Source organism: Pseudomonas sp. RA_105y_Pfl2_P56, assembly GCF_963970845.1.
In the GTDB taxonomy this organism is placed as follows: Bacteria; Pseudomonadota; Gammaproteobacteria; order Pseudomonadales; family Pseudomonadaceae; genus Aquipseudomonas; species Aquipseudomonas baetica_A.
Window position 1 is genome coordinate 43,083 of record NZ_CAXAPL010000018.1, and the last position, 13,398, is coordinate 56,480.

Here is a 13,398-nt window from a genome sequence, read left to right on the forward strand (position 1 = left end):
CCTTCGCTCACGGCTGCTGCTCCTTGCGGGCCTGTTCCAGGCCGGAGTCGATCAGGTCCAGGTACGCCTGACGGAACACCTCAATGTCGTGTTGCTCCTGCAGATAACGGTAGGCCTGCTCGCCCTTGGCCTTGAGTTCGTCATCCGACAGTGCGAGGTAGGTATCGAGCGCCGCGACCAGGCTCGGTACGTCCTTGGGCATGGTCGCCAGGCCACCGGCACCTTCGATCAACGGCAACATGGCCGGTACGTTCGAAGCAATCACCGGCAAGTGACCGCTCATGCCTTCGAGTAGTGCCAGGCCCAGACCTTCGGCTAACGATGGCATGGTCCAGATATCGAAGGCGCGCACATATTGCAGGGCGTTTTCCTTGAAACCCAGCAAGTGCGCACGACCACACAGACCCAGTTGCTCGATCTCGGCAGTCAACGGCTCCTGCAGGCGGCCGGCACCAATGATCGCCAACTGAGTATTCGGATACTTGTCCTTCAACGCCGCGAAAGCCTGCAACAGATAAGTGTGGCCCTTGACCGATACCAACCGCCCCAGCGCGCCGATCAGCCGCACATTCGGGTCGATCCCCAATAGTTCGCGCGCTCGCTCGCGGCTATGCTGCAAGCCTTCGGCCTGTTCGATGTCGATTGCATTGGTGATGGCGTAAGTGTTCTGGTCGGTGAAACCGCAGTCGCAATCGAGCAGGTACTGTTTGACTGCCGGTGAGACACCGACGAGCCGCCAGTGCCGATCGATCAGGCGCTGGGTCTGGCGGCGTCGATAAAAGCGGTCGTATTCGCCGAAACCGTGGGAAATGCCAATGCACAACGGCACCTTCAGCCAACGATTGAGCGTCAGCATCATGTTCACCGGTTTGAAGCGATTGCAGATCACCACATCGAACTTTTCACGGCGGCAGAACTTGTACAACTGCCACATCGCCCGCAGACGCATACCTTTAAGCGACTTGTCGGAAAACTCGAAATACACCGAATGATCAGAACGGCTCACCGGTTCGCCGGGTGCGGGTTTACCGCGCAGAAACGCTGCGGTCACTTCATAGCGATCCGTCGGCAGGGCTTTGACGATCTGCTCGGAGAGATCGGCAAAATCATGTGCCTTGATGTTGTAATCAGGCTGCAGTTGCAGGACCTTAGATCGTTGACTCATAAGACCCCTCGTGGAAACCCGTTGCATTGATAATCCAAGCATGACCGGCGGCAATGCGCCTGATTTCGGCCTGATTCGGCTGAGACAATCGAGACCATTCGTTGCGTTTTCAGCAAACGAAATGGGAATACGATAATGGACGATCGCCATCCGATGCGGCTGAATGCGCTTTCGTCCATCGCATGATGTGTCTGATCGGTAAACCGTTGCCGCCAGTCCTTGATCTTTATGAACCACTCGCGCTTGAGCGCGGTGTTGCACATCAGATACAAGTGCCCCGCCACCCGACGCTCATGAATCGAAAACAGACCATAGCCAGCCAGTCGATGCGCAGAGAAATAACGGCGATGGCAAGTCCAGTCTGCGAATGTCATTAACGCGGCTTAACAGGAGTGTCACCACGCCTGAGAAGCCAGAACAACTCCTGACGCCTGACCGCTTTCCTGAAAAATTCATTCTCGCCGTAGACCGACGGCACTCTACTGGCCAACTGCCACTGAATCAATCGTCGCAGGCGACGCTTGAGTGATGCCGGCGGTTGCAAGTCATGCATCATGCCGAGCGCCATCGCCTTGTCGCGTTGTTGCTCTATGGACAGAGGCAGACACAGTGGCTGCATCGGAACGGCCGGATCGAAGGCCGGCGGCAGCGCAATTCCCTGCCCTGTGTCGCCCATCGGCCAACGGTCGTTGTCGTGCAGATGGTTGGCGTAACCGAGCAGCGTCGGTTGCCAGTCAAGATGGCTCAAGGCTTCAACCACGGCTTGCTGGGCGCAGATGTGGTCGGGATGCGGATCCAGCGTCGGGTGCGGCAGCACGATCACATCCGGGCGTGCGCGCAACAGAACCTCACGCAGGTCCGCCAGCAGATTGTTCCAGGTCGGCGCACCGTCGGCATCACCGGGCAAGGTGAACGGGTTCAACTGACGAAACAGTCGCGTGTCATTCAGATCGGCTTCACGCGAGCCCACGGACTGATTCGGCGCGGCTTGCATCGCTGCCAGTTGCAGACAGAAATAGCCGAGCTGCACGCAGTGCTCCTGCGGCACACCGGCCCAACGCGGCACGGCCAGACTGTCCCAGGCGCGCAGACGGCCCTTGAGCCTGGCAGCCTCGACCTTGTTCATGCCCATCTGCTGATAATGTTCGGCTTCGATCTCACCAGCCGTCAGGGTGACAATCCAGGCTTCGTCGGCCTGACTATACAAACCGTAGGCCGCCAATTCAGCGTCGTCCGCATGCGGCGCGATCACCATCACGCGCTGACGACGATAATCCGGTTGCTCCAGCACCCACAGGACCGCCTTGCCGGCCACCCGGCAGAAACGCCCCCGCAAGCGCAGCCGACCCTGCGAAAGGGTGTGTGCATGACCACTGAGGTTCAGATAACGCTGGCCGCTGACGCCACGCTCGAAGGTTTGCGAATCAGGGTGAGGGCCACCAACCAACTCGATCCGAGGGTCAAGGAAACGTCCCAGCCAAGTGCTTTTGACCCGCACCTGCAGAATCAACGTGGCATCATCCACCAGCATCACGCCGTCATCCAAACGCAACTGTTCGCCGTTCAAGTGAACCTTGGGTTGTGGTGTGAATGGTGGAAAGCTGTACTGGTAATCGTCTTTCGGCGAATAGAACAGATGATCGGCAAACCAGGCCTCATGGGCGATCCAGCCGAGCACCGCGAGCAACAATGGCAGCCACCAAGCAACCAGCACGCCGACTGAGATCATTACGATCAGCGCCACCAGCAGAGCGATACGCTTGTTGCGCCGGTGGCGTTTGAGCAATTGCTGTTTACGGCTCATGAGCTGGCTCATACGGTGAACACCGGCACAGGATTGCACCACCGATCCTTATACTCACGGTCGGCACGACCGAAGGAAAAACGCATCGGCTTGTCCAGCGCCCGAGCATGCTCCCAGGCGCTTTGCGTATTGAGGAAGCTCAGTACGCTGCCGGGACTGAATTCACGGGTCTCTGGATCAACGCCACCATTGACGTACTCAACACTGATCCATTGCGGCGCTTCAACGCGATAGACCAGTTGAATCGCAATCGGCGCGTCGTTGAGGAAGATCACCGAGCCGATCAACAGATCGCGCAACAGCTCGATGACCTGCGCCATGCGCGCCGCACCGGTGGCCGGAAAGCCCCAGCGACGCTGAAACAGATCGCAGTAGATCGCCGCCAACTCGGCACTGGAAAACTCGCCGACCGGACGCACCACCCCGCCCGCCTCCTCCAGCAGACGCAATTCGCGGCGCTGGTTGTAGCGAAATTTCTTCGACAGTTCTTCGGGCGTACGGGCCATGGCCAGTTGTTCGGTCTGCAACTTCATACCGCTGAAACGGTTTTCGTTGAGCGCCGACAGATAGCGTGCGCGATGACGCAGCGGAGCCTGAGCATCAGCGGCAGCCGGCAAGATCAACTCTGCGTTGCCGAGGTCGAACAAGCCTTTTTTCCCGCTGCGTTTGAGTACGTCCTTGGATAAGGCCAGATCACGGCCCCAGGTCGGGATCGCGGCTTTGACGTCACCGTCCTGCTCCCACGCCAGATAGCGCACCGGGATGCCGGCCAGATCGGCCAGACGCTCAACCACCAGCGGGTGAGTCGCGACGCTGCCGCCAAAACGCTGCCAGGCTGTTGCATAGGTGGAGGCGTCAACGGGCGACCAGCCACGTTCGCGCCAGCCTTGAAATCGGTTGAGCATCAGCCCCTCGGTGCCAGATCGGTAACTTGCGGCAAACGCCAGAAGGTGTCGTACACCGCGCTGTCGGAGAAGCGCTCACGTAAACGGTCGAGCATCAGCTCGGCGCACTGAAGACGCTGTTGATCATTCATTCCCGCCAGATGTTGCAGGCCTTGCGCAAGGTGTTGGGCGTCGCCCATAGGGAACAGAATGCCCACGCCTTCAACCACTTCCTTTGCCCCACCACACGCTGTGCTCAGCAATGGCACACCGGCGGCCATCGCCTCCAGCAGCACCATACCAAACGGCTCGTGATCAGAACTCAGGGCAAATACGTCAAACGCGCGGAAGTAATTGCGCGCTTGCGACACTTGACCGAGAAACATCACGCGGTCGCCAACACCCAGCTCGCGAGCCAGTGCCTTGAGATCTTGCTCCAGACGGCCCTCGCCGAGGATCACCAACTGGCTGTTGTCCGGCAGACCGGGCAAAGCCGCGGCAAAACCGTGCAACAGCGTGGCCTGATCCTTGTCCGGGTGAAGCCGTCCGACGTTGCCGACGATAAACGCGTCCGCCGCAAGCCCCAGTGTCTCCCGAGCCTCGCCGACTGACATCTGAGAGGCTTGCAATGCAGCCACGTCGATGCGGTTGTACAACGTCTGAATCCGCGTCGCTGGCCACTTCGGCAGATATCGGCGCATATCGTCACGCACCGCATCAGACACCCCGAGCAGACTCAGGCGCTTACGAAAAATGTGCGCGAACAGCTTGCGCGTGCCGCGTTTGTAATCGTCGAACGCGTGGTGTACGCCGATCACCGGCAGCGAAGTACCCAGCAAGGCGATGTAAATCGGCTTGAAACGATGGGCAATACAGAAACTGAAGTTGCGTGAAGCGGCGATCTTTCGCAGATCGCCGATAGCGCCCAGCTTCAGGCCACGAATAGCCTTGGAACTGTATTCCATGAACAACACTTCATCTGAAGCACACGCCGCGGCGACTTCGCTATCGGCGACGCCGGTCAGAAAGACCGTGGTCACCCGATAGCCTGTGCCCGCGAACAGGCTGGCGTACTGCCGCGCGCAGTCGAGGAACGGCCCGTCATAGCCGTGACAGAACTGCAGCACATGGCGTTCAGCCGAGCGTGTCATAAGCGTTTGTGCCTTCTTTGACTACCAGAATATCTTCCATGATCAGGTATTCCAGATCGGAGCCAAAAAACATGTTCAGCGCGTCGGTCGGCGAGCAGATCATCGGCTCACCACGGCGGTTGAGCGAGGTGTTCAGCGATACGCCATTTCCAGTGAGGCTTTCCAGCGCCTTCATCATGTCGTAGTAGCGCGGGTTGTATTCGCGTTTGAGCACCTGAGCCCGGGAAGTGCCGTCTTCGTGGACGACTTCCGGCACGCGGGTCTTCCACTCTTCAGCCACTTCAAAGGTGAAGGTCATGAACGGCGCCGGGTGATCGATCTTGATCATCTGCGGGGCGACGGTGTCGAGCATCGACGGGCAGAAAGGCCTCCAGCGCTCGCGGAACTTGATCTGATGATTGATGCGGTCGGCGACACCGGGGACGCTCGGGCAGCCAATGATCGAACGGCCACCCAGCGCACGCGGACCGAATTCCATGCGGCCCTGGAACCAGGCCACCGGATTGCCGTCAACCATGATTTTGGCGATCTGCTCGGGCATGTTGTCGAGCTTGCGCCAGACCGGCTTGCTCTCGTGACGGGCGCAGGCGGCGATCACGTCTTCGTTGCTGTAAGACGGGCCGAGGTAGACGTGCTCCATCTTCTCGACCGGAACGCCACGGGCATGGGACACATAGGCTGCTGCGCCGACCGCCGTGCCGGCATCGCCGGACGCCGGTTGTACGAACAGCTCTTTGATGTCGTCACGAGCAATGATTTTCTGGTTCAGCTTGACGTTCAACGCACAGCCACCGGCAAAAGCCAGTTTGCCGGTTTCCTTGAGCACATCGCCCAGGTAATGGTCGATCATTTGCAGCGCCAGTTTCTCGAACAGCGCTTGCATGCTCGCGGCGTAGTGGATGTAAGGTTCGTCAGCGATGTCACCTTCACGTTTCGGCCCGAGCCATTCGATCAGCTTCGGCGAGAAGTAGAAGCCTTTGCCCTTCTCTTTGTAGCGACGCAGGCCGATGACGTTGGCGTAGTCGGTGTTGATCACCAATTCGCCATTTTCGAACGAAGCCAAGCGCGAGAAATCGTATTTGCTGGCATCACCGTAAGGCGCCATGCCCATGACCTTGAACTCGCCGTCGAGCATCTCGAAACCGAGGAACTCGGTGATCGCGCCATACAAGCCGCCGAGGGAGTCAGGGTCGAAGAATTCCTTGATCTTGTGGATCTTGCCGTTTTCGCCATAACCGAAGAAAGTCGTGGCGTACTCACCCTTGCCATCGATGCCAAGGATCGCGGTTTTCTCTTTGAAACCGGAGCAGTGGTAAGCACTGGAGGCATGAGCCAAATGGTGTTCGACCGGCTCGATCTTGATCTTTTTCGGATCAAAACCCAGTTGTTCCAGGCACCAGACGATCTTGTTGCGATAGCGCTTGTAGCGACGGTTGCCCATCAGGATTGCATCAAGCGCACGATCAGGGGCGTACCAGTAACGCTTGGCGTAGTGCCAGCGTGCCTTGCCGAACAAGCTGATTGGCGCGAACGGGATCGCCACCACATCAACATCGGACGGCTTGATACCGGCCTGTTCAAGACAGAACTTCGCCGATTCGTAGGGCATGCGGTTCTTTGCATGCTTATCGCGTACGAAGCGCTCTTCCTCAGCCGCCGCCACCAGCTTGCCGTCGATGTACAAGGCTGCTGATGGATCATGGCTAAGGGCGCCGGACAGGCCAAGAATCGTCAATGCCACAGGGGTCTAGCCTCTTTAGTCTGCGTTCAGGCGCGATGCGCCTTGAAGATGTATGTGTCCTCACTCCGGGCGAGAGACAGCTAAAGGGCGGGATTATAGCGTAAACATGACGGGAATTACCCTGTGCGAATTGACCCGCAGCGAATGGTTTGGATAAACCTTGCCTGAAGACTCAATAACCGCCCTTGCGCCAGTAGATACCGATATTGCCTTCAGTGGACTGACGATAAATCGTATAAGGCAGCGCAACGGTGTCGAACACCCCGGACAAGGGCAAGTCCAGCAACACGAACGGGACAAGATAGCCGCCTGGATCAGGCGGTGCGTTCAACACGCAAAAATCATAGGCCAACCCACTGTAAATGCGTGGAATGGACTGGCAGTAGGTTTTTTGCTTGCGCATGTCCCGCGCGACGTCGGCATCATCCTGCAATACGGTCAAGGCACTGCCACAGCCAGCCAAAACCCACGAAAAAGCACCCAGCGTCACAGCCTGTTTTACGGTCAAGATTCGCCCTCCGAAGTCGTCAGGCAAATTAGCATCGGGGCTGCAACGGGCACAGTTCATGGCTTCTGATGAGGCTGTAGGACAAGTCAGTGATGCTTGTCCGCTGTTGCGCACACAGTGTTCTTAGCGGTTTTCTGGCCTCTTCGCGAACGAGCCTGATCTCACAGGAGGAATGCATGCCAAGGGAGAGGCATGCTCGCGAAAGGCTCGAAGAGCCGACTCAGTCATTGCTGGAAATATCTTTGGGCAAACGCTGATCGATCACCTGATAGAGCGCGCTACTCTGCGGCCAGTTACGCATGAACCGCGCCCGGTCTCGCGCATAAGCCCCGGCAAAGGTGCCCACCGAGGAATGCTGGCACATGGAGTCGAGATCAATCAGCGCCCAGCGATCATCCTGCCAGAACAGGTTATGCCCCTTGAAGTCGCCATGACTGATGCGTTCTGCAATCAATCGGGCAAACAATTGATCCAGCGCCACCAACTCGGACTCCGGCGCCTCGCCACTTTCAACGTAAGGCGCAAAGCGCTCGATGACGTCCGGCCCGGGCAGGAACTCGGTCACCAGATAGGCGCGACTGCGTAACCACAAAAAGCGCTTCTCCAGCACCGCCAGCGGTTTGGGCGTGGCAATACCGAGAAACGCCAGGCGATTGCCTTCACGCCACGAATGCCAGGCACGACTCGGGCGCCAGAACCGCTTGAGCCAATGGGCAAATCCCTTGATGTTGTAGCGTTTGATCACCAGCGTGCGGGCGCCAACTTCGACCTTGCCGACGCTCGCGGCGCCGCCAGTCTTGTAGAGATGGCCCTTATCAAGCAACGCATCGGCGCTCTCAAGCACCGGCACCATCGCCGCCTCTTCCTCGCGACGAATGGCGCGCAAGCCGAACGCGCCACGCCGGACGCTGAACAGCGTGCATTCGCGACCGACCTTGATCAGGTAATCCTTCAGACGCCAGCGGCGCACCTTGTCGATCTGTTTCTGCAAGGCTTCCAGCGGCAGCGCGTGCTCGCTGTTGCTCAGCAAGTAATACACCAACAGTTCTTCGGTAAACGGTTCCAGCGCCTTGGGCAACTGGGCGAAAAACACTCCGAGATTTTCCAGAACCTTTTGTCGCGACAACGGCTGACCGGCGGTTTCCAGACAAATCCCGGCACCGTCGATCAAGTACAACTGACCGCCGTGACGCAGCAGATTGTCCAGATGCAAATCTTCCTGCCAGAGCCCCTTGCCGTGCAGCTCGCCAATGGTGCCAAGCGCCTCGGCCAACACCGCAGACTGTTCATCCGCCAGCACCGGCAGCGACTCGACTTTCGCCCAGGCATCGCCGAGGCTTTCGGCGCCTTCAAGGAATTCGAACAGCAGCCAGCCACCCTCACCGTCCTTCAGGCCATCGGCCAACAGCAACGGCGTGGTCATGCCTTGCGCGGCCAGCAAGCGCACGCCGTCCAGCTCACGCTGAAAATGCCGGGATGCCTTGCTGCCGACCAGCAATTTGGCCAGCACTGGCCGGCCGCGCCAGACACCCGCGCCGACGTAGCGCTGCCCCGGCAAGACCCGCAGCAGACTCAGCAACTGCAAATCCGCAACACCGGCCGCATCGGCCAGGGCCACCGTCAGTGGCAGTTGCGGGGTTCGTCCGGCAGCGGCCAGCTCGGACAATTGCATCAGCGAGTCTCCTTGTGGCTGCGGCGCGCGGTCAGGCGAACGAGCCAATGATCGAGCAGCGCACTGGTGGTCGGTTGATCGAGATATGCCGCCAGCAATTCACGCAGTTGCGGCTCGCCCCACGCCGTAGCGCGACGTTGCAGGGGCTCCAGATCCTTGATCCGGTCACGCATGCCGAACAACAACGGCCGGGTTTTCTCCAGGTCGATCAGTTGCGCCTGATACCCGTCACCGGTGGCCCGCAGAAAAATGTGTTTGGGGTAGAAGCAGCCATGCACCTGTCGTACGCCGTGCAGATGCCGAGCCAGCAGCCCACAGGCCTTGAGGATGGCCGAGTGCTGAGCGGCGCTAAGATCTGCCCAGCTCGCGAGCAGCGATTCCAGATCGTTCCAGCCGTCCAGCGCGCGCGTCAACAGGATCGCCCGGACTTCGCCATCGACTTTGCGCTCACCGAAAAAAGCCGCCTGCAACGCAGGAATGCCCAGTTTGCGATATCGGCTGATATTACGGAACTCGCGGGCAAAGCTTGGCTCGCCGAAGGGCGCATGCAGGGTGCGCGTCAGATAATTGCTCTGGCGCTTGAGGTAGTAACCCTGCCCTTCCAGGTCCATACGGAAGACGCTGCTCCAGCCGCCACGGGCCGTATTCGGCTCATCCACCGCTTCCAGTTGCTTGGCCCACAGAGCGTCAAAAGTGCCCAGACCATGGCGTTCAAGCAGCGCGCGGTCTTCTTCGGCCAGAAAATCAGTCATTCACGTCCCTCGAAAAATCTCACCACGTGCCGAATCCGTTTCTTATCGGCCGCATTCAGCCGGTCGCACTGGCGATATTGCTTATAGAAGCGCAGGCGTTGGGTATTGGACAGGTGATATTTGGCGAGTTTGTCGAGACAGGCCAGATCCTTGGTGATCCGATATTTGAGCCAGAAGCCGCGCCAGAACTCGCCATTGGGGCAATCGATCAGAAATATCCGCGCCTGGTCATCAATCAACAGGTTGCGCCATTTCAGATCGTTATGGGTAAAGCGGTGATCGTGCATCGTGCGGGTATAAGCGGCCAACTGCCGGCTGACACCATCGACCCAGGCACGATCCTTGAGTTTCGGATCCTTGCGCTCGGCGAGTGCCGAGAGGTCTTCAGTGTTGGGCAGCTCGCGAGTGATCATCGCCCCTCGATCGTACGCCGCGCCACGGCGCTCCAGCCCCCAAGCCACCACTTCGGCAGTGGGAATGTCCCACTTGGCGAAACGCTTGAGATTCTGCCACTCCATCTTCACCCGCGGCTTGCCAAGATAACGGCGCAAGCCTTTACCGGCGCCGACGTAGCGCTTGACGTAATAGTTGACGCCATTGCGCTGTACGCGAATGACCTCGGACAGCGGGTCGCGGGTCAGACGCTCGCCTTGCAGGGCAAAGACAGCTTGGAGGCTGCCGAAATCTTCGGCGAGATCACTGTATTGCGGTTCAAGAGTCCAACCCGCCATCAGAGCGCATCCCCGTAACGCTGCTTACGCTCGTAGAGTTTGTTGGCCTTGCCTTCCAGCCAGCTCAGCAACGGCGCTTCTTCAGCCAGAATCTGGCGCAGCGGTTGCTGGAAGTAGCCTTTGAGGAAGCGCAGTTTGTCGCGGCGAGTCAGGCCGATGTCCAGCGCGGAAAAGTACAGCGCCGCCAGGTCCTTGTTGCGCCAGCGCTGGGTGATGACCGCGCGGGTCTGGGCCCGGTGCAGGTCGATCACCGAGAGCTTGAAGTCCTCGGCCGTCACCGGTTTGTCGGTGTGCAACAGGAAGTGGCAGATGTAGCAGTCGCGGTGATTGACGCCGGCGCGGTGCATCATGCCGGTCATCCGCGCCACCTCGGCGATCAGCGCCTGCTTGAGTTTCGGCTGCGGTGGCTGCTTGACCCAGTCGATGCTGAAGTCTTCCAGACTGATAGTCGGCGCCAGCTCTTCGGTGACGATAAACGAATGCTGATCGGCCGGGTTGCTGCCCTTCTCGCCGTAGGCAACGGCGGTCATGGTTGGCACACCGACTTCCTGCAAACGCTGGATGGCCTTCCACTCCTGACCCGCGCCGAGCACCGGCAGCTTGGCAGTCAGCAGGTTCTTGAAGATCTCGCCCCAGCCGATGCCTCGGTGGATCTTGACGAAAAATCCGTTGCCGTCGACTTCCGTGCGTAATGTCCGGCGCGCTTCGAGTTCGCGGTAAACCTCGCCCTGCAAGCCTTCGACTTCAGTGAACGGGTCGCGTCCAGCCCAGAGGCTCTTGAACGGTTCAGCCAGCATCAACTTCATTTAAGCGTGCTCCGCCAGAATCACATCGGCCGCGTGCTGCGGCATGCTGTAGAGGTCGGCCGTCTCGGCGAAGGCCACACCGTTGCGGCTCCAGGCCGCGCGCGCAGAGTCATCGGTCAACATGTCTGTCAAATACCGGGTCAGTTGCGCCTGATCGAACGGCTCGTCCAGCACCCGCCCGGCATCCGCCTCAGCGATGTAATGGGCGTAACCGCAGACCGCGCTGACCAGCACCGGCAAACCGGCGACGAGCGCTTCAAGCAGCACTGTGCCGGTATTTTCGTTGTACGCCGGATGGATCAACAGATCGGCGCCAAGCAGAAACCGCGGGATATCGCTGCGGCCCTTGAGAAACGTCACGTTGTCGCCCAGGCCCAAAGTTGCACTCTGCATCTGGAACAATTTGGGGTCATCCTGGCCGATTACAAACAGCCGGGTGCGCTTCTTCAGCTCAGCGGGCAACGCGGCCAGCGCCTTGAGGCTGCGATCCACGCCCTTGGTCTTGAACCCGGAGCCGATCTGCACCAGCAGCAGATCGTCGTCCTTGAGGTTGAATTCAGCGCGGAACCCGGCGCGAATCTCACCGGCATCCGCCGGGCGCCGACGATCCTGGGCAATGCCCGGCGGCAGCAGATGGAAGCGTTCGATCGGCGTGTCGTAATGCTTGATGAACAACGGTTGCTGGACTTCGGAAATCATCAGCACTTGCGTCTTCGCGTCCTTGGCGAACACCGCACGCTCGTACTCGGCGAAGTGGCGATAGCGGCCCCAGCGGCGATACAACGAGTTGCGCAGGTTCTGCGCCTTGTCTTCGAAACAGCCGTCAGCGGCGTAGTAAACGTCCAGACCCGGCATTTTGTTGAAGCCGATCAGGCGATCCACCGGCCGCCTGGCCAGATCGGCCTCCATCCACGCGGTGAGCTTTTCGTTGCGCCGATGGTTGAAGAACGCCTTGACCGGCGCCACCAGCACTTCGAAACCGGGCGGTACATCGCCTTCCCAGATCAGGGTGTAGACGCGAATCTGGTGGCCGCGCTGCTGGCATTCGAGGGCGATGCGCATGAAGTCGCGCTGCAAGCCACCGAACGGAAAATATTTGTACAGGACAAATGCCAATTGCATCAGCGCAGCTCCTCAGCCATTAACAACGTGCTCAGTCGGCTGGCGACACGCTCGGGATTCACACGCGTGAAGCACAGAGGCTGCTCGCGTTTCAGGTCAAACTGACGGGCATCCTGCGCAGTCGGTTGGTAGGTACATTTCTTTTGCAGGCACGGCGCGCACGAAAAGTCGCTGGCCAAGTGAATCTGCACTTTGCCATAAGCGCCAGTCAGGCCCGGATTGGTCGGGCCGAACAGCGAAATCGTTGGGACATCCAGCGCCGCGGCCAAATGGCCGAGACCGGTGTCCACTGCCACGCAGGCTTGGGCGCCGGCCAACACTTTGCCGACACCGGCCAGGTTCAGCTTCGGCAAGACTTCGGCGTGTTTGAAGCCCGCCGCGATGCGCTCGGCACGGGCCTTCTCCAGCGGATTGCCCCACGGCAGCTTCACGCCGACGCCGAGGTAACCGACACGTTCGGTCAGCTCACGCCAATAGGCTTCCGGCCAGTGTTTGGTATCCCACGTCGTGCCATGGAGGAACACCACGAAAGCACTCTTGCGCGGCAACTCCACCAGTCGCTCGACACTCAGGCCGTAATCGCCCAGCCCCTTGGGCAGGTCATAACCGAGGGCGATGGCAAACAACTGCCGCACCCGCTCAACGGCGTGCTGCCCCCGCGCTACGGCGAGCTTTCGATCATAAAAACGCGCCGCGATCGGCTCACGCGCTGAACCTTTATCGAGACCGGCCACAGGGGCCTTGACGTAGCGGGTCAGCCAGGCGCTTTTCAGCAGGCCCTGGGCGTCGATCACCAAGTCGTACTTGCTCGCGCGCACGCTTTGCTTGAAGCGTTTCCACTCGCCGCTCTTGAGGGTCTGCCAGAGGTTTTTGCGCCAGCGGCGGATCGCCACCGGAATCACCTTACCAACGGCCGGGTGCCAGGTCGGAATCTCGGCGAAGCCTTCTTCCACCACCCAGTCGAACTTGATCCCGGGAATGGCCCGAGCCGCGTCGGTCAGCGCTGGCAACGCGTGAATCACGTCGCCCAGCGAAGAAGTCTTGATCAGCAATACCCGCAAC

General features: G+C 59.6%; 12 protein-coding genes and 1 pseudogene. All 13 read right to left on the bottom strand.

Translation table 11 applies throughout. From position 1 onward, the window contains the following. Positions 1–7: 7 nt before the first annotated feature. The 13 genes and pseudogenes from AACY11_RS14350 to waaC all read right to left on the bottom strand — a co-directional run bounded on the left by AACY11_RS14350 (position 8) and on the right by waaC (position 13,397). Entirely contained in the window at positions 8–1,165 is a 1,158-nt protein-coding gene (locus AACY11_RS14350) for a glycosyltransferase family 4 protein (protein ID WP_339495031.1), read from the bottom strand. Then, a pseudogene (locus AACY11_RS14355) lies at positions 1,149–1,512 on the bottom strand (DUF6625 family protein); the annotation flags it as partial. The gene AACY11_RS14350 and the pseudogene AACY11_RS14355, both read right to left, overlap by 17 nt. Positions 1,513–1,538: 26 nt before the next feature. After that, on the bottom strand, positions 1,539–2,969 hold the full coding sequence (locus tag AACY11_RS14360) for a PIG-L deacetylase family protein (protein ID WP_339432279.1): 1,431 nt from the start codon (positions 2,967–2,969) through the stop codon (positions 1,539–1,541). A gap of 8 nt (positions 2,970–2,977) precedes the next feature. Then, positions 2,978–3,874, bottom strand: a complete 897-nt coding sequence (locus AACY11_RS14365) for an antimicrobial resistance protein Mig-14 (protein ID WP_339432278.1) — start codon at positions 3,872–3,874, stop codon at positions 2,978–2,980. Beyond that, on the bottom strand, positions 3,874–5,004 hold the full coding sequence (locus tag AACY11_RS14370; protein ID WP_339432277.1) for a glycosyltransferase: 1,131 nt from the start codon (positions 5,002–5,004) through the stop codon (positions 3,874–3,876). Before AACY11_RS14370 ends, AACY11_RS14365 begins: the two co-directional genes overlap by 1 nt. After that, complete coding sequence (locus AACY11_RS14375; protein WP_339432276.1) at positions 4,988–6,745, bottom strand: carbamoyltransferase family protein; 1,758 nt, start codon at positions 6,743–6,745, stop codon at positions 4,988–4,990. The genes AACY11_RS14370 and AACY11_RS14375 overlap by 17 nt, the downstream gene beginning before the upstream one ends. A 172-nt stretch (positions 6,746–6,917) precedes the next feature. Then, a complete protein-coding gene (locus tag AACY11_RS14380; RefSeq protein ID WP_339495060.1) occupies positions 6,918–7,253 on the bottom strand; it encodes a YceK/YidQ family lipoprotein in 336 nt (111 codons plus the stop codon). A 220-nt stretch (positions 7,254–7,473) separates the two neighbouring features. Then, on the bottom strand, positions 7,474–8,925 hold the full coding sequence (locus AACY11_RS14385) for a lipopolysaccharide kinase InaA family protein (protein ID WP_339495033.1): 1,452 nt from the start codon (positions 8,923–8,925) through the stop codon (positions 7,474–7,476). Then, complete coding sequence (locus tag AACY11_RS14390; protein WP_339465363.1) at positions 8,925–9,677, bottom strand: lipopolysaccharide kinase InaA family protein; 753 nt, start codon at positions 9,675–9,677, stop codon at positions 8,925–8,927. Before AACY11_RS14390 ends, AACY11_RS14385 begins: the two co-directional genes overlap by 1 nt. Continuing rightward, entirely contained in the window at positions 9,674–10,408 is a 735-nt protein-coding gene (locus AACY11_RS14395) for a lipopolysaccharide kinase InaA family protein (RefSeq protein ID WP_339432272.1), read from the bottom strand. The genes AACY11_RS14390 and AACY11_RS14395 overlap by 4 nt, the downstream gene beginning before the upstream one ends. Further along, positions 10,408–11,214, bottom strand: coding sequence for a lipopolysaccharide core heptose(I) kinase RfaP (gene rfaP, locus AACY11_RS14400; RefSeq protein WP_339432271.1), 807 nt, complete (start codon positions 11,212–11,214; stop codon positions 10,408–10,410). The genes AACY11_RS14395 and rfaP overlap by 1 nt, the downstream gene beginning before the upstream one ends. Continuing rightward, positions 11,215–12,336 (bottom strand): glycosyltransferase family 4 protein, encoded by a 1,122-nt coding sequence (locus AACY11_RS14405; RefSeq protein ID WP_339495034.1) that lies wholly within the window; start codon positions 12,334–12,336, stop codon positions 11,215–11,217. Continuing rightward, positions 12,336–13,397, bottom strand: coding sequence for a lipopolysaccharide heptosyltransferase I (waaC, locus tag AACY11_RS14410; RefSeq protein ID WP_221731249.1), 1,062 nt, complete (start codon positions 13,395–13,397; stop codon positions 12,336–12,338). The genes AACY11_RS14405 and waaC overlap by 1 nt, the downstream gene beginning before the upstream one ends. Position 13,398 lies beyond the last annotated feature (1 nt).